The following is a 22,560-nucleotide window of genomic DNA, read 5'->3' on the forward strand; positions in this document are numbered from 1 at the left end:
GATGATAAATACACAATTGTCCGCTCACAACATTTCTTGGAGGGTGACTATAATTTAACCCTCCTAAAATAATGGAGGATTAGTTTACTATGTCATTTAACTGGATCAACGCAGAGGAGTTCTCTTTTAATAGCTTTTTGTTAATGGACAGATGGATGGTTCGAATGATATGCAACAAGTATGTCGGATGGGATGAGTTTTGCGATAACTTGGGTATAGCTTTGGCACATAATCCATCAGTAGCGTGGTACTTTGCTCATAAAAGTCCTGAAAGCAAGCCTGCGATTGAACAAATGATTGCAAAGGCGCCCAAAAATCTTCCCCCTCATGAAATTCGAAAAGCAGAAGTATTTGTAATTCACGCAATGGAAACTTCGGTCGTTTATGTTTATCCCGACATTATGAACCAAAATTGCGATTACATTAACGCCTGGGATAAACAATTATTATTTGAGCTTGCAGATTTTACGGATAAGGTCGTTCTCGACCTGGGAAGCGGTACGGGAAGGCTTGCATTTGCCGCAGCAGAAAAGGCAAAGCGTGTTTATGCAAGTGAACCTACCGATAGGCTGAGGGAGTACATGCGTGATAAAATCAAACGTGAGAATGTTGATAATGTTGTAGTCGTAGACGGCATGATCGAGCAAATCCCTTACGAGGATAATTCCTTTGATATTGTGATGTCGGGGCATGTAGTAGGGGACAATTATGATCTTGAGATTGCTGAAATGTCAAGGGTTGTTAAGAACGGCGGTTACATTATTGATTGTATCGGGGAAGATAATAGGAAGAGAGAAGCCGATGAAGAATTAATAAAAAGAGGATTTGAGTCGTTCTATCATGCTAGTAAATCTGGCGGCGATATCTATAGGTATCGAAAGCTGGTTAATAAATAAAGTCTCATCAATAGCTTGCCAGAAGGCTCTGTATTTACGGACAGAGCCTTTTTCATTATCTATCAATCCGAAGATAGGGTTTAATTATGATGCAGGATTCTCCTAATAGGAAACAATAGGTGTCCTGTGGACGAAGCGCTGGCTTCGTCGTACAATGATTAACAATCTTATACCAATAAAGCGGGGAGTTGAGCGATATGAAAGTGGGAATCGTATCCGATACGCATTTGGGCCGGGTGGCGAAGCTGCCGAAAGCGCTGACGGAGGGTCTGGCCGGGGTCGAGCTGATTCTGCATCTGGGCGACTGGGTCGATCTGGCCGTCTACGACGAGCTGTCCGCTCTGGCCCCGGTAGATGGAATTGCCGGAAACAACGACGGGAGCGAGATTGTGCGGCGCTTTGGCGAACGCAAAATTCTGACGCTTGCGGGTGCGCGGATCGGCATGGTTCACGGACATCGTCCGTATACCGGCAAAGGCACGGACAGCAATGCGCTGAGAGCGTTCGCCGGCGAGAGCCTTGACTGCATCCTGTTCGGCCACTCGCATCAGCCGCTGATTCGGAGCGAGAACGGTGTGCTCCTGTTCAATCCGGGCTCGCCCACGGATAAGCGGCGGGAGAAGCTGTACTCTTTCGGACTGATGAATATCGAGGGCGGAAAGATTGAAGCCCGCCATATTTTTTACGATTCGAAAGGATGAGAGGACATGGCTTTTGAACTGAGGGAACTGACGGTTACGGAGGATCGGCAGATTTACGGGATGGCCCGCGAAATCGGTCCAGGAGAGAACGGGTTTGTGAACAGCCTTTACACAGCCGGATACTCCAAATTCCTGAACCTTCTCCCGGTGCTGCGGGATCATTCCGCCGGGATCGGTCTCCCTCCGGGACATGTGCCGCAGACGCTGTATTTTCTGTATGCGGATGGCGTTCCGGTGGGCTACGGCAAGCTCCGTCACTGGCTGACCGACAGCCTGCTTGTTACGGGAGGCCATATTGGCTACTGCATCCGGCCTGCCGCGCGGGGCAAAGGCTATGGGACAGCCCTGCTGGCCGGACTGCTGGGCAAAGCGTCGGAGCTTGGCATCAAACGGGCGCTGCTTACCTGCGACGAAGACAATCAAGGCTCCCGTAGCGTTATCGAGCACAACGGAGGACGGCTGGCCGAGGTGGATAACCGGTACTGCCGGTACTGGATCGACCTTACGAGCGTCCAGGCGGCGGCCGGCCGGCGGCCGGGATAAGTCCAAATAATGCGGCAATTTCTCCATGGCAAAGCGCTGAGGCCGATTTTACAATGACGGTATAAAGGCTTTGACCAAAAAGGAGCGATGAAAGTGAAACGGTATGCTGCGGTGCGGGCGGGACTTGAGGATTTGGAACAAATGATCCCTCTGTTCGACGAGTATCGGATTTTTTACAGACAGGAATCGGACCGGGAGAGCGCGCGGGCGTTTCTGGAAGAACGGCTTAAAGCGCAGGAGTCGGTTATTTTTCTGGCGGTTGAAGCGGGGGAAGGCGGCGCCGGACGCGCGGTCGGTTTTACGCAGCTGTACCCCTCTTTTTCGTCGGTTACAATGCAGCGGTTGTGGATTCTGAACGATTTGTACGTCTCGGCTGAGGCCAGGGAAGGCGGCGCCGGTGCGCTGCTGATGGAGACGGCCCGCGCGTACGCGCTGGAGACCGGTACGAAGGGGCTGACGCTGACGACCTGGACCGATAATTTTACCGCCCAGCGGCTGTATGAGAAGCAAGGCTACATCAGGGATGACGAATTTTACAGCTACAATCTTTTTTTCTGACTATAATATCCGGGGACAGCGGTTACATCCTGTCCTAATCAATAGCGGAAGCTAAGGGGCGTTGAAATGGAGAGCAGCGGTAAAAGGGCGATTTTTTTTGATTTGGACGATACGTTATATGATCATCTTGTCCCGTTCCGAAACGCGGTGAGAGAAGTGATTAAGCCGGACGAGAGCGTGCTGGATGTACTTCATTTATTTGACCGGGTAAGGTATCACAGCGACCAGTTATGGCCGAAGTATCTGCAAGGGGAGTTCACGCTGAAGGAGACGCGGGTGCGGCGGATGGAAATTGCGTTTAATGAACTCGGAATTCCACTCACCCGGGAGCAGGCGGAGCTGGTACAGGAAGGCTATATCAGCCGCCAGTACAACATCGAGATGATTGAAGGCGTTCTCCCGCAGCTGAAACGGCTCATATCGGAAGGGCATGTGGTTGGCATCATTACCAACGGGCCGGTAGATCATCAGATGAGCAAAATCCGCGGACTCGGTGTGGACAAGCTCATTCCTGCGGATCGGCTCTTTATTTCGGATGCTGTCGGCATTGCCAAGCCGGACCCGGAAATTTTCGCTTATGTCAACCGGAAGACTGAGACGGAAGCGGGCAATAGCATGTATGTCGGCGATACCTGGCATAACGATGTGGTCGGCGCGCTGGATGCCGGATGGAAAATGTGGTGGTACAATCCGAGAGGAAGAGAACCCATTGCCGGTCATATGCCGACCCATATTTTCCGGAATTATGAAGAGTTTGCTGGTCTGCCGATCGTTTAAGGGCGGGCTTTCAAACTAAAGGGAAAAGCTCCGTCTTATCTTCCTCTATTCTTACGAATTAGTGAAATACATGGAAAAACTCCAGCTATTTCTCCAAAAAGGCTCTCAACAGGCCCACATTGGATAATTTAGCTGGAGTTTTTCCGCTTAAATAGACAGTACTACTATAGGTTTTCATTTTAAAGGGAGAAAATCCGGCTAGTGCCGCTTCAAACATGATAGCCGCGTTGCTGTACATATAATTTTTGCCAAAAAATTTCGGACAGCGACAACATTCCGGCTGCTGCATCGTTATATCAGCGAAAGGGGGTGCAGGATGGGGCCCGGGCACCTGGAGCAGCTGCTTCAACCTAAAATGGCGGAAATCCGCCGTTATTTAATCCGTTTGGGCGCTGGCGCCGCTGATGCGGAAGACATTGTGCAGGATACAGTCTACAAAGCGCTACTGTACCTTGAAGCGATCGACGAACGCAAGTTCAGCGCTTGGCTGTATAAGGTTGCGATCAACCGCTATTATGATCTGTGCCGAAGGCAGAGGCGGTTTCACTATGACGAAGAACCCGGGGACTATGAGGCTTCGGAGGTTGAACTGCCGGAAGAGTCTCTGCTTAGGCGGGAGCAGCAAGAGCAGATCGAACGCGTTCTCGGGATGCTGAATCCACTGCACAGACAACTGATATTGATGAAATACGAAATGGAGCTGTCCTATCGGGAGATAGCGTCCCTTCTGGGCATCAGTGAGGGAAAGGTAAAAGCTTCGTTGTACCGTGCAAGGCAGCAGTTCCAACATTATTACGGAGGTGAGGCATAAATGACCGATCCCTGGGAAGGACAAGAGAATCAAGAGCTTGCAGCAGCGATCAAAAAGGTCAGACGGAGAACGTTAATCCGCAATATTTTGATATCCCTGGCTGTAAGTCTCATTACGTTGGTCGTCATTTTTATCGGCGCAGCCCATCTGATCGATCATGAGTCCTCTGAAACGATGTTCGATGAATACGGCTATATGTCAATCAGCAGCCCGAATGAGTACCTTGAACCCGGACACAAGGACCGGAGAGGATTTCTTTCCGGAGTACTTGAACTGGATACTTACAAAATAGTAGAAGGGATACCCATTCCGTGGCGTGAAAAATGGATCAATTACCATGTGACAGGATTCCCGTTTACTACCGGGGTACATGGGGGAACCACCAGTCTGGAGGGGGATGATCCGGCGCTGAAAGCGCAGGGGTATGAATATAACCGCAGATATAATCCCGATAACGGCCAAAGGGAGATGCTGTTTTATGTACCGGGTGCCGATTACAACGGCAAAATATTGAATGATATTCCGTCACTTTCGCAGATGGAATCCGGCAAGCTGGTGGAAATGGCGCTGTCTTTTGACAAGAATTATTCGTTTGCCGAGGTGAAGGCGATGCTGCCTGCGGGCGTGCGGCCTGTATGGTATTGGGTCGATACGTATGATGACTGGAAGGATTTCGGTCTTGAGCCTGAGAAAAATGGGGACGGCGTGATCGTATATCCGCAGCCGCTTATTTCGACTTACGGAGTGTACGGTTTTGGAGTCAGACCCCACTCCGAAAATCCCGACCCGGCTGACTTTATAGGAAGCGTAAAGGTAGGCCTTCAACAGAAAGGCAAATATTACAGTGAATACAAGCGCATCTATACTTATCTGAAAAAAGATAAACCCGAACCGGGCACCAGCGATGTCCGTATCTTGGGCGTTGTCGTCACCGGAACCACAAGAGGGCTGCAAAGCCTGAACGGTCAACCCTATATCCGGGGGGCCGTTCTGGGCGCCGTAGCGGATAGGTACTAGACTTGGTTTATTAAGCTATAACCTCGAGTTGTTTTCGGTGATTCATTCCACATGAAATGACAGGAGCGTTCGGCAAGGTCAAGCCGGTGAGCGGTTACGATACCAATGCCACGGCAGGAATCTAAACGGATGGACCGGCCTAGCGGCCCGTTTATACAAATGACAGTCCGGTACCAAACCGGGGATTGAAGGCGGCAGACGGACATACGGCGTACAAAAAAAGGGATACCGGAACGTTCATTCCGGTATCCCTTTCTCTGCCAGGGTTGAACATCCCATCAACCCTATGGCATTCTATCGGTTCAAACGAGACGGCGGGGAATCTTCCGGCGCTTCATGCGCCGGGCCGCGCCTAACGCTTCCGTTAGTTCCCGAAGCTGTAGGTCGGGTCGGTCAGCACCAGCCGCTCCCGGATTCCGGGCGTCGCGTAAATTTTGTTGTCTTCGGTAATGAAGAAGCCTTCGACTTTCTCCGGCAGGGACTCTAGGTACTTGAGTCCGTCCTCTACGCCCATCAGGAATACGCCGGTAGAAAGGGCGTCCGCGTCGGTGGCGTTCGGGCTCATGATGGTCAAGCTCTTGAGGCCGAGCTGTCCGGGATAGCCCGTCCGCGGATCGAGAATATGATGGTATCTTACACCGTCCTGCATGAAGAACCGTTCATACACGCCGGACGCGTCAATCACTTCATTGCTGATCTTGATCGTTCCAAGCTGGGTTCCCCGGCTCTGGTCAGGGTCCTGCAGCCCGATGTTCCACTGTGAGCCGCCGGGCTTGGTTCCGAGGCCGATAATGCTGCTGCCGCCGAGATTGATCATCGCGCTGTCCAGCCCCTGCTCCTTCAGATATTCGGCGATCCGGTCCGCGGCATAGCCCTTGCCGATCCCGCCCAGATCAAGCACCATTCCTTCTCTGGCAAGCTTGATCGTCTTGGCTTTCTCGTCGATGATGATATCCTTGTAATTCGTCAGGCTCTTGGCCTTGTCGATTTCAGCTTGAGGGGGAACATGGTCTCCGCCGTTGCCGATATTCCACAGGTCCACGAGCGGCCCGATGGTCGGATCGAACAGCCCGTTCATCTCCTGGGCGTATTTGATCGACTGTTTTACCGCATCCAGCGTTTCATCCGACACAGTTACCGCCTCTTTGCCGGCAGCCAGGTTGACGTTGTAGATTTCGCCGCCTTCCTTGGTACGGCTGAATTCCATATCCATTCGTTCCAGCAACTGCTGGATATCGTCCATATTTTTCTGGGATACCTTATCGCCAAAAATCTTAATATTCACTACCGTATCATAAATGTAAAACTGCTGTGAGAGCGATTTCGTTTCTCCGTCTCCCGATACCTGCGAGCCGCTCTGCGCAGAATTGGGTTCGCTGTCTCCCTTGCTGCCAAGGAACAGCCATGCTCCAACGGCTGCGGCGATAATAATGACGAGTGCGGCGAGAAGCAGCGCCGTCTTTCTGTTCTTGAACATGTTCCACCATCCATAACGTAGATTCTTGATCACAACGATTCCGTCATAACTTATCTATAATAACCCAGATATGACGCGGCGGGTATTATTTTTCATGACAGTTCGTGAGTTTGTTAAAATTTTCGTCAAAAATAGGCAAGCGATTGTGTCCGTCCTGATCCAGTTTTAGAGGAGATGATCCATATGAGCTTTGAAGAAGCGCACACCGGGAGCAATGGGCAAACAGGTAGATCGTTACGAGCTGCAGCGAGGCGCGCTGAACCAAATGATGCAGAAAACCTGAAATTGTACATCTTTTGCCGGACTTGGAACTTTTGCTGGATAGGATACCTTCCAAAATACAGTTTTTTGCCCGTTCAAGCTCCATTGCTGGCGGGGGAGCCTGATATTCCTGTACAAAAGTAGGTTTTTCCTGTTACCCCGGACTTTTGCTCGAAAAAACCTGCACTATCGTAGTTATCGTAGTTTTTAAGACGTCGATTCGCTGTTTTGCGAGACCACTGAACTAAATCATAACCAACTTGATTGCCGTTCCCTTGATTTGAAGCGCCAACGAGTCCGCAGTCTCACGCTGAATTCATCCTTCTGATTCATCGATTGTCCCGGCTTTGTCCATAAGTAAAGATAGCATTTCCCGATTTATACTTTATAATTGTAATTGAGTATTAAAAAATCACCAGTCAACGGAGGTTATCCCATGAAAATAGAAGTTTGGTCCGACTATGTCTGTCCTTTCTGTTATATAGGCAAAAGACGGCTTGAACACGCGCTGAGCCAGTTTCCGGAGCAGGACAAGGTAGAAGTCGAATTCCGCAGCTTTCAGCTTGACCCGGATGCAGGTCCGACGAGCAAGAGCATACATGAATTGCTCGCTGCAAAATACGGCATGACCGTGGAGCAGGCCAAGACGATGAACGCGCAGGTTGCCGATCAGGCGATGGGCGTGGGTCTGGACTTCCGGTTTGACACCATGATCCACGCCAACACCTACGACAGCCACCGTCTGGCGCATTTCGCCAAAACCAAGGGGCTTGAAGCCGGTTTGACGGAGCGTCTGATGAAGGGTTATTTTACGGACGGGCTGAATTTGGGCGACCGTGAAACGCTGGCGGCGCTTGCGGCGGAGGCCGGGTTGGACAAGGAAGAGGCGACGAACGTACTGAATTCGGACGCATACGCTGAAGAAGTGAAGGCGGATATCGAAGCTGCGCAGCGGCTTGGCGTTACCGGTGTGCCATTCTTCGTGTTTAACAATAAATATGCTATTTCCGGCGCCCAGCCGGGACCGGTATTCTCCGAGGTGCTGGATCAGGTCTGGAGTGAGGAGAAGGAGGAGCCTAAGCTCCGGGTGATCGGCGGCTCCGCTGAAGCATCCGGCGGTGACGGCTGCGCGGACGGTTCTTGCAGCGTGTAACGCCAAAGGGCCGCACACGCACATAAGTTGAAGGGGAGACGCGGCGTGCGCCTCCCCTTTTTGTCATTGAAGAGTGGATAAGCTCCCGAAGCCAAACTCTTACCGGAACGAAGTGACCAGGCTCGCAAGCAGCGTTCTAACATCGTACTGGTAATGATTGATCGGAGTAATCGGCTTGTTCACCCCAAGCAGCGTGTAGACGGCGATTCTTGCCGCCCGGACCGAATATTCCTCGGTGAACACGACGTCTTCAGGAATTTCGCAGAACTGGCCGATGAACGCCAGGTTGGTGGAGCCGTCCGGCACGACCTTCGGCCGGTCGCCGATGGCTCTAGGCATGAACTGGGCGGTGATGAACGGCATCATGCACGGAATACAGTTCGCCGTCGCCATAATGGCCTCCTTGTGCGCCTCGAAATGCAGATGCCCGAGCAGCTCGGTCATAATTTCTTCCCCGGTACAGTCGGACATTTTCTTCTTCACGAAGTCGCCTTCCTTGTCTGGATAAAGGCCATAGCCCCAGAATACCCGGACATGCTCCGGCTGATTCCGGAAATGCGGCTGGTACGCGAGCACGATCGACATCAGCCAGCTCGAATCCTTGAACGTGACCAGGGCGCCGGTGCCCGGGCGGTTGCGCGAGAATTGTTCCATTAGATCGAAGAAGACGGTATCGCCGAACGTCACCGTGAACGATTCCCATTTGGAGCCATCGATATGGTCGTCAAAGGAAGATGGATTGCCGAACCCGGGCTTCTTAGCGGCGATGCGCTCCCACAGCTTCCAGGAGCTTCCTTTTTCATTCAGGCGTGGAGCGGAGGTCATCGAGCCAAGGCTGGAGCTTTCCGTCATCGATCCGTTCGTGATAATGACCAGATCTTCCTCTTTGACCGCAATATGCTCCTCGGCTCCGTCACGGACGACATGCAAGCCCGTTACAGTAATGTCGTCGCCTTCCTTGAAATCCAGATCGGACACGGTGCATCTCAGCGTGAAATCGACGCCATGATCCTCCAAATATTTTTTTATCGGCAAAATAATCGAATCGTACTGGTTGTACGGGGTGCGGGTTACACCCTCCAGAGTCTGGATTCTCGGGAATTCATGCATGAACCGGATCATATACCGCTTCAGTTCGACCGCGCTGTGCCAGGGTTGGAACGCGAACGTCGTCGCCCACATGTACCAGAAATTCGTCGTGAAAAAATGCGGGCCGAACCAGTCGCTGATCCGCGCCTTGCCCATTTGTTCCTCGGGCGTAATGATCAGCTTGCCCATGGCGAGCCGGTCGGCCATATCGAAGCCCATCGACAGCACGTCGGCCACTTCGCCGCTTGCGTTCACCAGTCTGGTATTGGAGTGCGTCGGATTCGCATTGTCGAATGCAATGATCTCTTCACGCACCGACTTTCCCGGATGGTCCAGTGAGGGAATCGACATCAGGAGATCCCACAAATTCTCGTATGTCTCGTCATTCAGCATCCGTCCGCCGCGGATGACATAGCCCTGCTCCTCGCTGCCTGCGCCGTCGTTGCTGCCGCCCAGAATGCTCATTTCTTCGATAATATGAATGCCGCTTCCCGGGAAGCCGCAGTCTCTGATGAGAAAAGCGGCGCCCGCCAAGGACGCGATGCCTCCGCCGACAAAATAAACCTGTTTGTTTTCGTATTCTTGTATCACAGACAGTCGCCTCCACATGAATATTGAATGCTGCCGTGCACCGCCCGCAAAAGCGTGGAAACTTGCACGCCGGTCACATGTTCAATGTAATCCATGCCCGCTGCGCAATGGTATCGTCAATCCCCGCCGAGTGTATAAAAATTGGTCACTTGAGCGGAAATGTAGAGTTTTGCGACAGAATTCCCGGAGGTTCGCAATTCAAATAGCCATCCCGGCCCGGAGGCTAAGACGGCTGCTTCTCGTATTTATGCAGAGCTGTCATAAAATGTCCTTCAAGGAGTACGCTCAGCCGTTCAATAATGAGCTTCGGGCTTTCCTTCATGCCGTCTCTCATCCATTGGATAAGCAGGCCGGTAAACGCCAGCGTATAGAAATTGGCGATAAATTGCTTCTCATCCTCGTCCACCCGCATACCGGCGGCCAATTCATTAATTACGCCCATAATAAGATCATTCGTAACGGAGTAAAGGTAGGCGTCCAGATGGTTTCTCCCAAGCGATTCCAGCGTATTGAGACAGAACGCGCGGTTGTTCACAATATAGAGAAATATTTTATAGAATCCTTCCGTCCATGTGCTGTAGCCCCTGTAATCGGCAATCCCGTCTACAGCCTCTTTCTGGTAGATCCAGCCCAGCAGCTCGAAAATATCGTGAAAATGGTAGTAAAACGTCTGACGGTTCAGCCCGCAATCGTCCACCAGCTGTTTTACAGAGATTTTATTTAGCGGGGTATGTTCCATCCGTTTTTTGAGACTATGAGCCAACGCTTTCTTTGTCAGCAGGGAATTGGACATCTTTGTCACCTCTTGCTCTCATCTTAACTTTGGACCGTTCGAAAATAAACAGACAAGCTTCACTTGTTCCGCATGGTTGCCCCTCCGCGGCAAAGTCCGGTAAACTAAAGGAAGAAAGCTTTGTAAGGAGCATTGATCTTTATGAATCCTCAGGAACTTACGATGGAACATGCGCAGGAAATGCTGCAAAAATATTACGGCTATCCCGATTTCCGGGAAGGCCAGAAAAAAATCGTCGCGAGCCTCTTGGAGGGCCGCGACACGCTCGGCATTATGCCGACCGGCGGCGGCAAATCGATCTGCTATCAGGTGCCGGCGCTGCTGCTCCCGGGCCTGACGCTCGTCGTGTCGCCGCTGATCTCTCTAATGAAGGATCAGGTCGACGCGCTGACGGCGGCGGGCATTTCCGCCGCTTATATCAACAGCACCCTAACCGGCAAAGAGGTGAACGACCGCATCCGCGCCGCCCGCCGGGGCGAGCTGAAGCTGCTCTACGTCGCGCCCGAGCGGCTGGAGCTGGATTGGTTCCGCCTCGAGATGGCGGGACTGTCCATTTCCTGCGTCGCGGTGGACGAGGCGCACTGCGTCTCGCAGTGGGGCCATGATTTCCGCACCAGCTACCTGGCGGTGTCGCCGTTTGTGGAGGAGCTTCCCGAGCGGCCGATTCTGGCGGCCTTCACGGCGACGGCGACGCCCGAGGTTATGGAGGATATGCGGAGGCTGCTCCGGCTGCGCGATCCGGGCGTCTTCGTGACGGGCCTTGGCCGCGACAATCTGGCGATGTCGGTGCTGCGGGGCGAGAACAAGAAGGAGTACGTGCTGGAGTATGCCGCTTCGCACGCCCACCAGCCGGGGATCGTGTACGCGGCTACCCGCAAGGACGTCGACGATCTGTACCAGCGTCTGCGGAATGCCGGATTCGCGGCCGGCCGCTACCATGCCGGCATGAGCGACGAGGAACGGGCCGAGAGTCAGGAGGCATTTCTGTACGACGATATCCGCGTCATGGTCGCGACCAACGCCTTCGGTATGGGGATCGACAAGTCGAATGTGCGGTATGTCATCCATTACAATATGCCGAAGAATATGGAGGCCTATGTGCAGGAAGCGGGCCGCGCGGGCCGTGACGGCGAGCCGAGCCAGTGTATCCTGCTGTTCAGCGCGCAGGATATCATGACGCAGAAGTTCCTGATCGAGCAGAATCCGCAGGACTCCGATCGCAAGCAGAATGATTACCGAAAGCTTCAGCAGATGATCGATTACTGCTATACGACGCGCTGCCTGCGAAGCGCGATGCTGGACTACTTCGGCGAGGCCCACGGGGACAAGCCGTGCGGCATTTGCAGCTCCTGTACGGACGAGCGCGAGCTCGTCGATATGACGATCGACGCGCAGAAGATCTTCTCCTGCATCCACCGGATGCGCGAGCGCTTCGGCGTGGCGCTGGTGTCGTCCGTGCTGAAGGGCTCCCGCAGCCAGAAGGTGCTGCAGTACGGCTTCGACAAGCTGCCGACCCACGGCGCCATGTCCGGCCGCACCGAGAAGGAAATTACGGAAATCGTCAATGTGCTGATTTCCGAAGGCTATCTGGCCTTGTCCGAAGGCCAGTACCCGGTTGTGCGGCTCCAGCAGCCGGCCGCCGAGGTGCTGCGCGGGCAGCAGCAGGTGCTGCAGCGCGTCGCCCGGCCGGCCAGGTCCTCCGCCGGCGGCAGGGACCGCAGCCGCAGCCGTGACCTCTCGCCGTCGGCGGTCAACGAGACGGTGTTCGAGCAGCTGCGCCTGATCCGCCGCGAGCTGGCGGGCCGGGAGCATGTGCCGTCATATATTATTTTCAACGACGCGACGCTGCGCGAGATGAGCGTGGTATGTCCGCAGACGGAAGAAGAAATGATGAAGGTAAAGGGCGTCGGGGAAGTGAAATACCGGAAGTACGGGAAGGAATTTCTGGATTTTTTTCAAAGCGAACTGTATTCCAATGAAATGTAAAGGGGTTATCGCAGCATGAAGGTCGTCCTGGCCACACTGAACGCCAAGTATATCCACACCTCGCTGGCCATCCGCCTGCTCAAAGCCTACAGTCAGCATGAGTTCGACATCCGTCTGTCGGAATACACGATCAAGGACCCGGTGATGAACATCGCCTCGGATTTGTTTGGGCAAGCGCCCGATGTGATCGGCTTCTCCTGCTACATCTGGAACATCGAAGAGACGGTCAAGCTGATCGGCATCCTGAAGAAAATCATGCCGGATGTCTCCATCGTCCTCGGGGGCCCGGAAGTGTCATATGAGCCGCTATACTGGATGAACCGCGAGCCGGGCATTGACTTCATCGTCTGCGGCGACGGGGAAGAGACGTTCCATCATCTGCTGCAGGAGCTGCGGGACGGGCGAAAGTTCCATTTTGTGTACGGGGCGGCTTACCGCAAGGGAGAAGAGGTGATCGTCAACCCTCCGCGTCCGAAGAGCGATTTGAACACGCTGCCTACGCCGCATCGTTTTCCGGAGGATCTTCAGGATTTGGGCAAAAGAATCACCTATTTCGAAACCAGCCGGGGCTGCCCGTTCAACTGCCAGTTCTGTCTGTCCAGCATTGAGGTGGGTGTCCGGTATTACGATATCGAGCGGGTCAAAGCGGATCTGCTGTATTTGATTAAAAATGGAGCCAAAACGATCAAGTTCCTCGACCGCACCTTCAACATCAACCGCGAGTACGCGCTGGAAATGTTCCGGTTCCTGATTGACAACCACGGCGGCTGCGTCTTCCAGTTTGAGATTACCGCTGACATTATGCGCCCCGAGGTGCTGGATTTTCTGGCGAACCATGCGCCCCCCGGCATTTTCCGCTTCGAAATCGGCGTGCAGTCCACAAATGACGAGACGAACGAGCTGGTCAAGCGGCGCCAGAACTTTGCCAAGCTGTCCCGCACGGTATTGAAAATCAAGGAGAGCGGCAATATCGACCAGCATCTCGATCTGATCGCGGGGCTGCCGATGGAGGATTATGCGACATTCCGCAAAACGTTCAACGACGTGTTCGCTATGGAGCCGGAGGAGCTTCAGCTCGGATTTCTCAAAATGCTGCGAGGCACCGGACTGCGCGCCCAGGCTGCCAAGTATGACTATGTCTACATGGAGCATGCGCCGTATGAAATTTTGAGCAGCCATGTGATGCCGTTCTCGGACATCGTGCGGTTGAAGCGGCTGGAGGATGTGCTGGAAAAATACTGGAACAGCCACCGGATCGACCATACCGTCAAGTATTTATTCCGCCATATTTTTGCGTCTCCGTTCGATTTCTTTCAGGAGTTCGGCGATTACTGGGAAGCGCGGGGCTGGCAAAAGATCGGGCATCAGCTGGAGGATCTGTTCACCCGGCTGAACGAATTTCTGCTGGAGCGCGGCACGCCGGAGATGGAGGTCATCACGGGCCTCATGAAGCTCGATTATTTCCTTGGCCACAAGTACAAGCCGCGCAAGGTGTGGTGGGAGCCGGTCCTTGGCAAAAACGAATGGGGACGCTATCTCCGAGAGATCGCCGAGCGGCCTCAGCTTCTTGACGACCCTTGGACCTTGGCTGCGGTGTCCGGCGAAACGGCAGAGAATTTGGCTGCAGGAGCTCCGGCGGGGGAAATGCCGACGGCGGGAATCAACGAGCGGGAGCTGCAAAAATACGCGGCGCTGGAGATTTTGCCGTTCTCGCTGACACGGGTGCTGTCTTCCAGCAGCGGACTGCGGGCGGGAGCAAGCGGCGCCGAAGGTACCGGCTCACCGGACACTGGAACGCCTCCGCAGGACGGCGAAAGTACCTTGCTGCTTGTGCTGTACCAGCAGGATGAGAGCCAGAAGCCGAGAGTATATGATCTGCCCGTTCAGCGGGTTCTCCAGTAGGCGGAGGGGGCGGCTTAAGAGCACTTTCCATTCACTTGCAAAGCCAAGTTAAGGGAACAAAAGGAGGCTTCATGCCGATGAGCGGTTCGGTTCGACTGGCCGAGTATGAAGATAAATTCAAGGAAAGCCTGCTTGCGTTCTTCCTTCCGAAGGAGCAGGAGGAGTTCACGGGAATGCCCGCTGATACGCTGGAACCCGCCCTGCGGGACGTTAACCGGCATCCAACAGTTATTCTGGACGGAGATACGGCCGTGGGATTCTTTGTGCTGCATGGCTGGGACGGAATTGCCGATGTTTACAGGGGCGGTTCCCGGGCGATGCTGTTTCGCGCATTCCTCATTGATTACGCCAGCCAGGGGAAAGGCTACGCGACGGCGGCGCTCAGACTGCTGCCTTCGTTCGTCAGCACCGTGTACCCTGGTACGGATGAAGTCGTGCTGAGCGTAAATGAAGAGAATAGCTCGGCGCTTCGGCTTTACATGACAGCGGGTTTTCAGGACAACGGTCTGCGGCGGATGGGCCCCAAAGGGCCGCAAAAAATATTGCAATACCCGTTGGTAGGCGCAGATAACGTTGTCCATGCCCGCAGATCTCACGGGGAGGAATAGCTTAGCGATGATCGAAACGCAGGAGCTTCGGGACCGGCTGACCGGCATTTTTGAAGAGAGCGGTTGGTTGGGGGAGTTGTTCGAACGGGCGGGAAGCCTTGCTCCGCATCATCCGTACTATATCGGAGCGGGGTGCCTGGTGCAGACGGTCTGGAACGAGCTTACGGGCAGACCGCCGCTGTACGGAATCTCGGATATTGATATCGTCTATTTTGATAGCACGGACCTAAGCTATGAAGCGGAGAACAAGGTGGTAGAGCGGGGGAAACGTCTTTTCGCTAAGCTTCCTTTTCCTGTCGATATCAAGAATCAGGCCCGCGTTCACCTGTGGTATCCCGAAAGGTTCGGCGTTGGCCTTACGCCTTACGTTTCTCTTGAGGCGGCGATCGATAGCTGGCCTACGACGGCCACTTCGCTAGGCGTTCGTAAGGAGGCGGACGGTATCTGGCGGATTTACGCGCCTTTCGGCCTGGAGGACTTGTTCCGGCTGATTGTAAGGCCAAACAAGACTCTGGTGACGGAAAGCACGTATTACGCCAAGGCGGAGAAGTGGAGGAGCAGGTGGCCCGAGCTCACCGTTCTTCCGTGGCGGACCTAGCCGTTGCTTCCGGCTTCTTGCCATACCCGCGTTGTAGTAATCCAGAATTTGCCGCAGATCCTCTCTTTTATCGTCCACATTCATCCCCCCTTTGATATAAAGCGGAGTATATCTTGTGTTACCTGTTCTTGGATATAATCTATTTTTAAAGCTGTAAAGTTGTCCAAAAGGTGGTAAACTGTCTTCAACTTTAAGCGAGATTGCAGAGCTCAGCGCATGCACCGAAAGCGAAAATGAGCCACCCGAACAAGGAGGGGAAGACGGGATGGAATGGTTAGAAATGAGACAGCTGTTTCCCAACCAGTATGTTTTGTTTTCCGTCCTTGAATATCATCAGGAAGGCACCCGAAGATTTATCGACAAGGTCGAGCCGATTCGCGCTGTTGCCGACGAAGACGCACGTACGGAATTCAATCAGGCCGGACCCGGAAAGCTGGTCTATCACACTTCCAGCAAGGTATGCGTGATCCGTATCCGCAGGAGAAAATACAACCGGGTAAGACGTAAAAAAACGAAGTAGCCCGCTTTTGCAAAAGATTGGCGATGGGTAAAGGGGCGGCGCAGGGAGATGCCCGTTTTAGCTTTTTTCAGGGGGAGGCGGTTGGTTGGAATCGGTAATTCGTTACTATGACGGCTATGATGAGGCTTCCAGACTGGTTAGGGACAATACCGGGAGGCTTGAGTTTATCACGACTGTGCATGTCCTGGACAAGTACATATCGAAAGATCATCAAATACTGGACGTTGGCGCCGGGACGGGGATTTATTCTTTTTATTATGCGGAAAAAGGCCTTCCGGTTGTCTCGACCGATCTTTCGCCTAAGCATGTTGAGATCATCCAGGACAAGATCACAAGTGGAGGCTATTCGAATATAATCGCCGAACGGGCGGATGCGACGGATCTCTCCAAGTTTAAGCCGGGCAGCTTTGACGCCGTTTTTTGTCTGGGGCCGATGTATCATCTCACAGATCAGACGGATCAGCGCAAGTGCATAAGCGAATGTCTGAGGGTGCTGAGGCCTGGAGGGGTTTTGGCCGTCGCCTATATCAACAAGTTTTTTATACTCCCCTACCTCGTTAAGAGCAACTCCGGCTATCTGACCGACCAGTGGGTGGCGAAATTTCTGGAGCAGGGCGGAATCAGTTCGGCGGATGAGGACTGCTTTTGGACAGATGCGTATTTCCATACACCTGAAGAAATCGAGCAATTGCTCGGTGAACAAGGAGTAAGCAAGCTGGACCATGCGGCAGCCGACGGGATAGGCGTAATCATGAAGGATACCGTTAACCGGTTCAACAAGGAACAGTTCGACTCCTGGGTAAATTATCACCTAAGAACCTGCTCCGAGCCGTCCATTCTGGGAATCAGCAACCACGGCTTGTATGTGGGACGAAAATAGCAGCACGCGCAAAAAAAGACAGGTCCGCCTTCGGGTGCGGAGGGGCCTGTCTTTACCGTTTATGGCGGTATTTCTGTTACGTTCGAAGGAGGCCTCGTCCGGCGGGGAGGTGGCGGATCAGCCAATCGAGCAGATCGTCCATCACCTCGCCGCGGTTCCGCTCATTCAGCATTTCATGCCGGCCGTCCGGGTACAGCCGCACCTCCAGATCACTCACGCCCAGCCTCCGGTACAGCTCAGCCAGACGAAGAATTCCCTTGCCGTTCAAGCCGACCGGGTCCTTCTCGCCGGAGAACAAATAGACCGGCTTGTCTTTGCACAGCGAGCCCAGCACGGCTTTGGAATGGATATCCTGCAGCAGCCTGAAGAAATCCCGGAAGAACCGGGTCGTGCAGATCGCCCCGCAGAACGGGTCGGATATGAAGCTGTCGACCTCCGCATTGTCGCTGCTCAGCCAATCGAAGGCTGTGCGGACAAGGGAGAAGGAGCGGTTATTGCCGCCGAATACGATGCTGTTCAACAGCACGCTGCGATGCTGTTCGCCCTTAAGCGCCAGCTGAGCCCTGGCCAGCGCCTCTCCGAGCCGAAGCATCCCGCGGGGGCCGTTGCTCCCGCTCAAAATATAGCCCGCATATCTTTCGCTCCCCGGCTCGCACATCAGCTTCTGGGTAAGAAACGAGCCCATGCTGTGCCCGAGCAGAAAAATGGGGAGTCCCGGATGCTTGCCTGACGCGATGGCGCCAATCTGAAGAAGGTTGCGGCGCATCCAGTAGAAGCCGTCGCATCCAGCATCGCCGAGCAGATCGATTCTTCCGGCTGTCTTGCCATGTCCCCTATGGTCTCCCGCATACACTGCGTAGCCCGCGGCGTTCAACCGGCCTGCCACTCGGACGTATCTGGCTGCCGTCTCGCACATACCGTGCGAGATCTGAACGATACCCCGGATAGGGCTTTCGGCCTCGGGCAGCCATTCATAGACGTGGATCGGGACGCCGAGAGGATCGGTCATTGTAAAGGTATGTTCTGTCACCGGTTGTTCCTCCTATTAAACAAGCGGCAGCTGCGGGGTCGGATCGGGAGAAGCTTCAATATGCACACCGGGAGCGCCGCCTATGAGGCCGAATCAATTTTAAGGCAAATACGAGCGAAGCAGGGTGGCCTGCCCTTCAATGGTATAGGCGCCGAGATTGGCCGGGAGCAGATAGCATTCGCCCGCCGAATACGGCTGGGAGCCGCCCTCCCATAAGAGGTGCCCGCTTCCTTCGCAGACAACCAGCACCGTAAAGCTCTCCGGATTGGTTTCAAGGCCCCAGCTGCCGTTTACAATGCCTTTTTCCACGATAAAATAAGGCGACACCGCCAGACGCAGCCATTCTCCGGGCACCGCGCCGTCCGTCTTCATGGAAGTCGCCCCCGCGCCTTCGTAAGCGGTGACGTTCAGCGAATCCTCGATATGCAGCTCGCGGGGCTTGCCGTCCAGGCCGGGCCGGTCGTAGTCGTAGATCCGGTATGTAGTGTCGGAGTTCTGCTGGATTTCCGCAACGACGACGCCCGCGCAGAGGGCATGCACCGTTCCGGCCGGAATATAGAACGTATCCCCTGCCGAAACCGGCACCTCCTGAAGGAGTTCCATGACCGAGCCGTCTTCCAGTGCTTGCCGCAGACTTTCGCGGTTCACGCCTTCCTTAAGGCCGTAGATGATTTTGGCGCCAGGCTCGGCTTCAAGCACGTACCACATTTCAGTCTTCCCTAGCTCGCCCTTGGGCAGTCGCTCGTAGTCGTCGGTGGGATGAACCTGAACGGACAGGTTGTCGTTGCAGTCCAGCAGCTTGATCAGGAGAGGGAATCTTCCGCTTGCTTCCGAATGGCCTTTGCTGCCGAACCATTCACGCCCGTAAGCTTCGCGGATCTCGTCCAGGCCTTTGCCCGCGAGTTCGCCGTTCACGACGGCAGAGGTTCCGTTCGGGTGGTCGGCAATCATCCAGCCTTCACCGATATGGCCTTCGGGCAGGTCAAGACCGAACTTCTCCAGGGCTCGTCCGCCCCAGACCCGTTCTTTGAATTCCGGTTGAAATTTTAAAGGGTACGGCAAAGTCATGGTTCATCTTCCTCTCCAATTCAAATTTGGGAATCCAGTCCCTTCTTTTTCTCAAGCGCGATAACATAGGGCGCCGTCTTGCGCTGAAGCTGGCGGTACACGATGGCGCTTGCCGTCTGCTGCGGAACGGAGGACGCCCAGGCCATGACTGCTTCCGCCTCCAGCTCTCCGCCGGGATGTCCAGGGTACAGAACCGCCGTTACGATCCCGCCCGGCCGGAGAAGCCCGACGGAGGCTTCCAGCGCAGCAACCGAGCTGTCTGGCAGAGTGATCACACTCTTGTCCGCATCATCCGAGGGAAGATAGCCGAAGTTGAACATGACGGCTCCGACGCTGCCTCGCCATGACGGGGGTAACTCTTCGGCCATCGCGGCATGGCTCTTTAGCAGAAGCGTGGAAGGAGCGAGGGCGTTCCTTTCTTCCTCTCTGGCGCGGCTCAGCCGCTCTTCGGCTAGCCTCAAAGACTCGGGCTGGATATCAAAGCCGTAGACCTCGCCTCTTGGCCCAACCGCCTTGGTCAGGAACAGCGTGTCCGCGCCGGTTCCAACCGTGGCATCCACGGCGCGATCGCCGGGGGAAAGGCGCTCTTGCACCATTTTATGAGCGAAGCTCAGGACGGATAGGAAGCCCATCAGCGCTTTCTCCAATACTTACCCTGCCAGGTATCCCTGCGCACCAGCTCATTGTCGATTGCGTTAAGCACTTCCCATTTCTTGAGGCTCCACATCGGCCCGATCAGCAGATCGCGAGGAGCGTCACCGGTCAGGCGGTGCACAATCATTTCAGGCGGCAGCATTTCCAGCGAGTCGGCGATAAGCTTCACATATTCGTCCTGCTCCAGGAACCGCAGCAGCCCCGCCTCGTACTGCTTGACCATCGGCGTTTTACGCATCAGATGCAGAAGATGGATTTTGATGCCCTGCACATCCATCTGCGATACGGCGGACACCGTTTCGAGCATCATTTCGTGGGTTTCCTGCGGGAGGCCGTGGATAATGTGCGTGCAGACCCGGATGCCGCGGCTGCGCAGCTTCTCTACAGCCTCGTAATAGCACTCTGTATCATGCGCCCGGTTAATGAGCCGCGAGGTGGACTCGTGGATCGTCTGCAATCCCATTTCCACCCACAGATACGTCCGTTCGTTCAATTCCGCCAGATAATCGACAACATCATCCGGCAGGCAGTCGGGACGGGTGGCGATGGACAAACCGACGACTCCGGGCTGCTCAAGGATAACCTCGTAATACTCCCGCAGTTCCTCGACCGGCGCGTAAGTGTTGGTATAGGCCTGGAAATAGCCGATATACTTGGCGTTCGGCCACTTCAGATGCTGGCGGTCGCGGACGCTTCCGAACTGGGTCACCAGATCGTCACGCCGGCTTCCGGCGAAATCTCCCGAGCCTCTTGCGCTGCAAAACGTGCAGCCTCCCTTGGCAATGGAGCCGTCGCGGTTGGGGCAGGTAAAGCCGGCGTCGAGCATAACTTTGAACACTTTGTCGCCAAACTGCTCGCGCATTTCGTAATTCCAGGTATGAAAACGTTTATCTCCCCACAGCAAGGCTGCAGAAGGGACTTCAAGTATAGTCATGGATGTCTCCTTTAATTGCAAGTAATCATGTTACACGAGTTCATTGTATCAAAAATCGGGGTAGAACGTAACCGGACCGGGTCCCCGGGCGATTGGGCAAAAAAGCCGATGGTTAGCGCAGTCAAAACCGGTTGGCAGGCAGGCCAAAAATAGGCCGGAAGAACGAGGAAATTGGCTTGAAAATACTTACACGCCATGTTATATTCTAAGTGTAAAAACGCTTCATCGTTACCCGGCCGGAAGGCCGGAATCAATGAAGGAATTCATTAATCTCTTGTCGCCGTGGTCAATTATATTAACCGTGAGGTGATCAAACATGAATTCTCAAGCCGTACATCCTGAAAGCAGAGGTCCGATCGATGTCCAGCTGACTCCCGACGAGGCTCTTGCGCTTACGGGCGTGGAATTTAAAGGGAATCCGAAGATCAAGACGGAAGCGCAGCGCAAAATTCGCAATGCTTTCGAGAAGACATTTGATTTTAACTCCGAAGCAAGATAGACTATGAGTTGTTGAAATTAGGGACCCCAATTCCAAATACAACAGAGAAGGAATTTCCTCATGCTTTCGCTTTAGGCGGGAGATCGGGAAATTCCTTTTTCTTTTTCGCTTTTTTCATCTTTACTTTTGGCGGCAAGTTAGGCACAATATTGCAGTTGACAGGGAATGAACCGAAATGCCCAGTAACCGATTCGAGGCGTTTCTTCATGGCTAAATTTTGCTCAAATTGAAAGGAGTAAACATGCGTTTACGCGGAAGAAAAGGAATACGCGAAAGTCTGGAGCAGCAGACCGATCTGGTCGTGCTCGACGCTCGCAGCCACAAAGGACAATGGTCCGATTTTTTTGGAAACGACCGCCCGATTTATGTCGAGTTCGGAATGGGGAAAGGCCAGTTCATCAGCCAGATGAGCCGCAAGTACCCGGAGATCAATTTCATCGGCGTCGATATGTACGATGAGCTGATCCGCCGCGGCGCGGAAAAAGCCCGTATCGCTTGGGAGCCGGAGGGAGTGGAGACCCCGCCGAATCTAAAGCTTGCGCTGGCCAATATCGAATATGCGGAGGAAGTGTTCGCCGAGGGAGAGCTTCAACGGATTTATTTGAACTTCAGCGATCCGTGGCCGAAGTCGAAGCATGCCCGCCGCAGATTGACGCATCCCCGGTTCCTGCACAAATATCGCGGGCTGCTTGGCTCGCTGGGAGAGATTCATTTGAAGACAGATTCGCGCAGCCTGTTCGAATTTTCCCTGAATTCCTTTGCCGACTTCGGCCTGCAGATGACGAACATTTCGCTTGATCTCCACGCGGGAGGCATTAACGAAGAGCATGTCATGACCGAGTATGAAACCAAGTTCGTCGGCCAGGGCGTTCACATCCACCGCTGCGAAGCGATTGTTGGAACGGAAGCGCTGGAACGTTATCAAGCCGCACGTTTGGACAAATATAGACTGTAACCGGCAAGGCGCTGATGGAACACCCATAAACTCCGCCGGGACACCGCATTTCCATGACAAAAAGAGGGTCTTTCAGCTTATGCCGGCAGAACCCTCTTTTGATGTCTCCCAAAGGATATGAATCGGGGCGTTTCGCCCCGGTTTTTTTGAAAATATAAGAATGTATAAGCCGGGCGCTTATCATTTTGACTTATATTTCTACGAGAAACGCATCTGCGTCTTAAAAAGACGCCGTCGGGCGTTTCTTCTTGGAAAAGCG

24 protein-coding genes are annotated in these 22,560 nt (G+C 54.0%); 17 read left to right on the top strand and 7 right to left on the bottom strand.

From position 1 onward, the window contains the following. The first annotated feature begins 89 nt into the window (after window positions 1–89). The 7 genes from PSAB_RS06580 to PSAB_RS06610 all read left to right on the top strand — a co-directional run bounded on the left by PSAB_RS06580 (window position 90) and on the right by PSAB_RS06610 (window position 5,303). Window positions 90–896, top strand: a complete 807-nt coding sequence (locus PSAB_RS06580; protein ID WP_025333784.1) for a class I SAM-dependent methyltransferase — start codon at window positions 90–92, stop codon at window positions 894–896. A gap of 197 nt (window positions 897–1,093) precedes the next feature. Then, the gene (locus PSAB_RS06585; RefSeq protein ID WP_025333785.1) at window positions 1,094–1,597 is read left to right on the top strand and encodes a metallophosphoesterase family protein; all 504 of its coding nucleotides are present in this window, start codon (window positions 1,094–1,096) and stop codon (window positions 1,595–1,597) included. 6 nt (window positions 1,598–1,603) lie between these two features. Then, window positions 1,604–2,140, top strand: a complete 537-nt coding sequence (locus tag PSAB_RS06590) for a GNAT family N-acetyltransferase (protein ID WP_025333786.1) — start codon at window positions 1,604–1,606, stop codon at window positions 2,138–2,140. A gap of 93 nt (window positions 2,141–2,233) precedes the next feature. Continuing rightward, a complete protein-coding gene (locus tag PSAB_RS06595; protein ID WP_025333787.1) occupies window positions 2,234–2,698 on the top strand; it encodes a GNAT family N-acetyltransferase in 465 nt (154 codons plus the stop codon). 66 nt (window positions 2,699–2,764) lie between these two features. After that, complete coding sequence (locus PSAB_RS06600) at window positions 2,765–3,475, top strand: HAD family hydrolase (RefSeq protein WP_025333788.1); 711 nt, start codon at window positions 2,765–2,767, stop codon at window positions 3,473–3,475. A 316-nt stretch (window positions 3,476–3,791) separates the two neighbouring features. After that, window positions 3,792–4,286 (top strand): RNA polymerase sigma factor, encoded by a 495-nt coding sequence (locus PSAB_RS06605; protein ID WP_025333789.1) that lies wholly within the window; start codon window positions 3,792–3,794, stop codon window positions 4,284–4,286. Further along, the gene (locus PSAB_RS06610) at window positions 4,287–5,303 is read left to right on the top strand and encodes an anti-sigma factor (RefSeq protein ID WP_025333790.1); all 1,017 of its coding nucleotides are present in this window, start codon (window positions 4,287–4,289) and stop codon (window positions 5,301–5,303) included. 364 nt (window positions 5,304–5,667) lie between these two features. Here PSAB_RS06610 and PSAB_RS06615 read toward each other — a convergent pair whose 3' ends face one another. Then, the gene (locus PSAB_RS06615) at window positions 5,668–6,780 is read right to left on the bottom strand and encodes an FAD:protein FMN transferase (RefSeq protein ID WP_025333791.1); all 1,113 of its coding nucleotides are present in this window, start codon (window positions 6,778–6,780) and stop codon (window positions 5,668–5,670) included. Window positions 6,781–6,963: 183 nt separating this feature from the next. Between PSAB_RS06615 and PSAB_RS06620 the strand changes: the two genes are divergently transcribed. Together PSAB_RS06620 and PSAB_RS06625 are read left to right on the top strand one after the other, a co-directional pair. Then, a complete protein-coding gene (locus PSAB_RS06620) occupies window positions 6,964–7,185 on the top strand; it encodes a hypothetical protein (RefSeq protein WP_025333792.1) in 222 nt (73 codons plus the stop codon). Window positions 7,186–7,477: 292 nt separating this feature from the next. After that, the gene (locus PSAB_RS06625; RefSeq protein ID WP_025333793.1) at window positions 7,478–8,194 is read left to right on the top strand and encodes a DsbA family oxidoreductase; all 717 of its coding nucleotides are present in this window, start codon (window positions 7,478–7,480) and stop codon (window positions 8,192–8,194) included. A gap of 99 nt (window positions 8,195–8,293) precedes the next feature. Here the strand turns inward: PSAB_RS06625 and PSAB_RS06630 are convergent, their stop codons facing one another. Both PSAB_RS06630 and PSAB_RS06635 read right to left on the bottom strand, forming a co-directional pair. Then, window positions 8,294–9,874 (bottom strand): oleate hydratase, encoded by a 1,581-nt coding sequence (locus PSAB_RS06630; protein WP_025333794.1) that lies wholly within the window; start codon window positions 9,872–9,874, stop codon window positions 8,294–8,296. 223 nt (window positions 9,875–10,097) lie between these two features. Then, on the bottom strand, window positions 10,098–10,667 hold the full coding sequence (locus PSAB_RS06635) for a TetR-like C-terminal domain-containing protein (RefSeq protein ID WP_025333795.1): 570 nt from the start codon (window positions 10,665–10,667) through the stop codon (window positions 10,098–10,100). Window positions 10,668–10,808: 141 nt separating this feature from the next. On the opposite strand from PSAB_RS06635, the gene recQ reads away from it, so the two are divergent. The 6 genes from recQ to PSAB_RS06665 all read left to right on the top strand — a co-directional run bounded on the left by recQ (window position 10,809) and on the right by PSAB_RS06665 (window position 17,161). Continuing rightward, complete coding sequence (recQ, locus tag PSAB_RS06640) at window positions 10,809–12,653, top strand: DNA helicase RecQ (RefSeq protein WP_025333796.1); 1,845 nt, start codon at window positions 10,809–10,811, stop codon at window positions 12,651–12,653. Between the two features lie 15 nt (window positions 12,654–12,668). Then, entirely contained in the window at window positions 12,669–14,555 is a 1,887-nt protein-coding gene (locus tag PSAB_RS06645) for a B12-binding domain-containing radical SAM protein (protein WP_025333797.1), read from the top strand. A 77-nt stretch (window positions 14,556–14,632) separates the two neighbouring features. After that, window positions 14,633–15,163 carry a GNAT family N-acetyltransferase gene (locus tag PSAB_RS06650; protein ID WP_051529731.1) on the top strand — a complete coding sequence of 177 codons (531 nt, stop codon included), beginning with the start codon at window positions 14,633–14,635 and terminating at the stop codon, window positions 15,161–15,163. Between the two features lie 7 nt (window positions 15,164–15,170). Further along, on the top strand, window positions 15,171–15,761 hold the full coding sequence (locus PSAB_RS06655; protein ID WP_025333799.1) for a nucleotidyltransferase family protein: 591 nt from the start codon (window positions 15,171–15,173) through the stop codon (window positions 15,759–15,761). Between the two features lie 265 nt (window positions 15,762–16,026). After that, window positions 16,027–16,281 carry a hypothetical protein gene (locus PSAB_RS06660; RefSeq protein WP_025333800.1) on the top strand — a complete coding sequence of 85 codons (255 nt, stop codon included), beginning with the start codon at window positions 16,027–16,029 and terminating at the stop codon, window positions 16,279–16,281. 85 nt (window positions 16,282–16,366) lie between these two features. After that, complete coding sequence (locus tag PSAB_RS06665; RefSeq protein WP_025333801.1) at window positions 16,367–17,161, top strand: class I SAM-dependent methyltransferase; 795 nt, start codon at window positions 16,367–16,369, stop codon at window positions 17,159–17,161. Between the two features lie 76 nt (window positions 17,162–17,237). Here PSAB_RS06665 and PSAB_RS06670 read toward each other — a convergent pair whose 3' ends face one another. From PSAB_RS06670 to mnmL, 4 genes are all read right to left on the bottom strand, one after another. Further along, window positions 17,238–18,191 (bottom strand): alpha/beta fold hydrolase, encoded by a 954-nt coding sequence (locus PSAB_RS06670; RefSeq protein ID WP_025333802.1) that lies wholly within the window; start codon window positions 18,189–18,191, stop codon window positions 17,238–17,240. 99 nt (window positions 18,192–18,290) lie between these two features. Further along, the gene (locus PSAB_RS06675; protein ID WP_025333803.1) at window positions 18,291–19,259 is read right to left on the bottom strand and encodes a type I phosphomannose isomerase catalytic subunit; all 969 of its coding nucleotides are present in this window, start codon (window positions 19,257–19,259) and stop codon (window positions 18,291–18,293) included. 20 nt (window positions 19,260–19,279) lie between these two features. Continuing rightward, window positions 19,280–19,891 (bottom strand): tRNA 5-(aminomethyl)-2-thiouridylate-methyltransferase MnmM, encoded by a 612-nt coding sequence (mnmM, locus tag PSAB_RS06680; protein ID WP_025333804.1) that lies wholly within the window; start codon window positions 19,889–19,891, stop codon window positions 19,280–19,282. Beyond that, entirely contained in the window at window positions 19,891–20,847 is a 957-nt protein-coding gene (mnmL, locus tag PSAB_RS06685; RefSeq protein ID WP_025333805.1) for a tRNA modification radical SAM protein MnmL/YtqA, read from the bottom strand. Before mnmL ends, mnmM begins: the two co-directional genes overlap by 1 nt. 316 nt (window positions 20,848–21,163) lie before the next feature. Here mnmL and PSAB_RS06690 point away from each other — a divergent pair, with 316 nt between their 5' ends. Then, a complete protein-coding gene (locus tag PSAB_RS06690; protein WP_025333806.1) occupies window positions 21,164–21,346 on the top strand; it encodes a hypothetical protein in 183 nt (60 codons plus the stop codon). 241 nt (window positions 21,347–21,587) lie between these two features. Then, entirely contained in the window at window positions 21,588–22,301 is a 714-nt protein-coding gene (gene trmB, locus PSAB_RS06695) for a tRNA (guanosine(46)-N7)-methyltransferase TrmB (RefSeq protein WP_025333807.1), read from the top strand. Window positions 22,302–22,560: the final 259 nt, after the last annotated feature.

Source organism: Paenibacillus sabinae T27, assembly GCF_000612505.1.
Lineage (GTDB): Bacteria > Bacillota > Bacilli > Paenibacillales > Paenibacillaceae > Paenibacillus_AQ > Paenibacillus_AQ sabinae.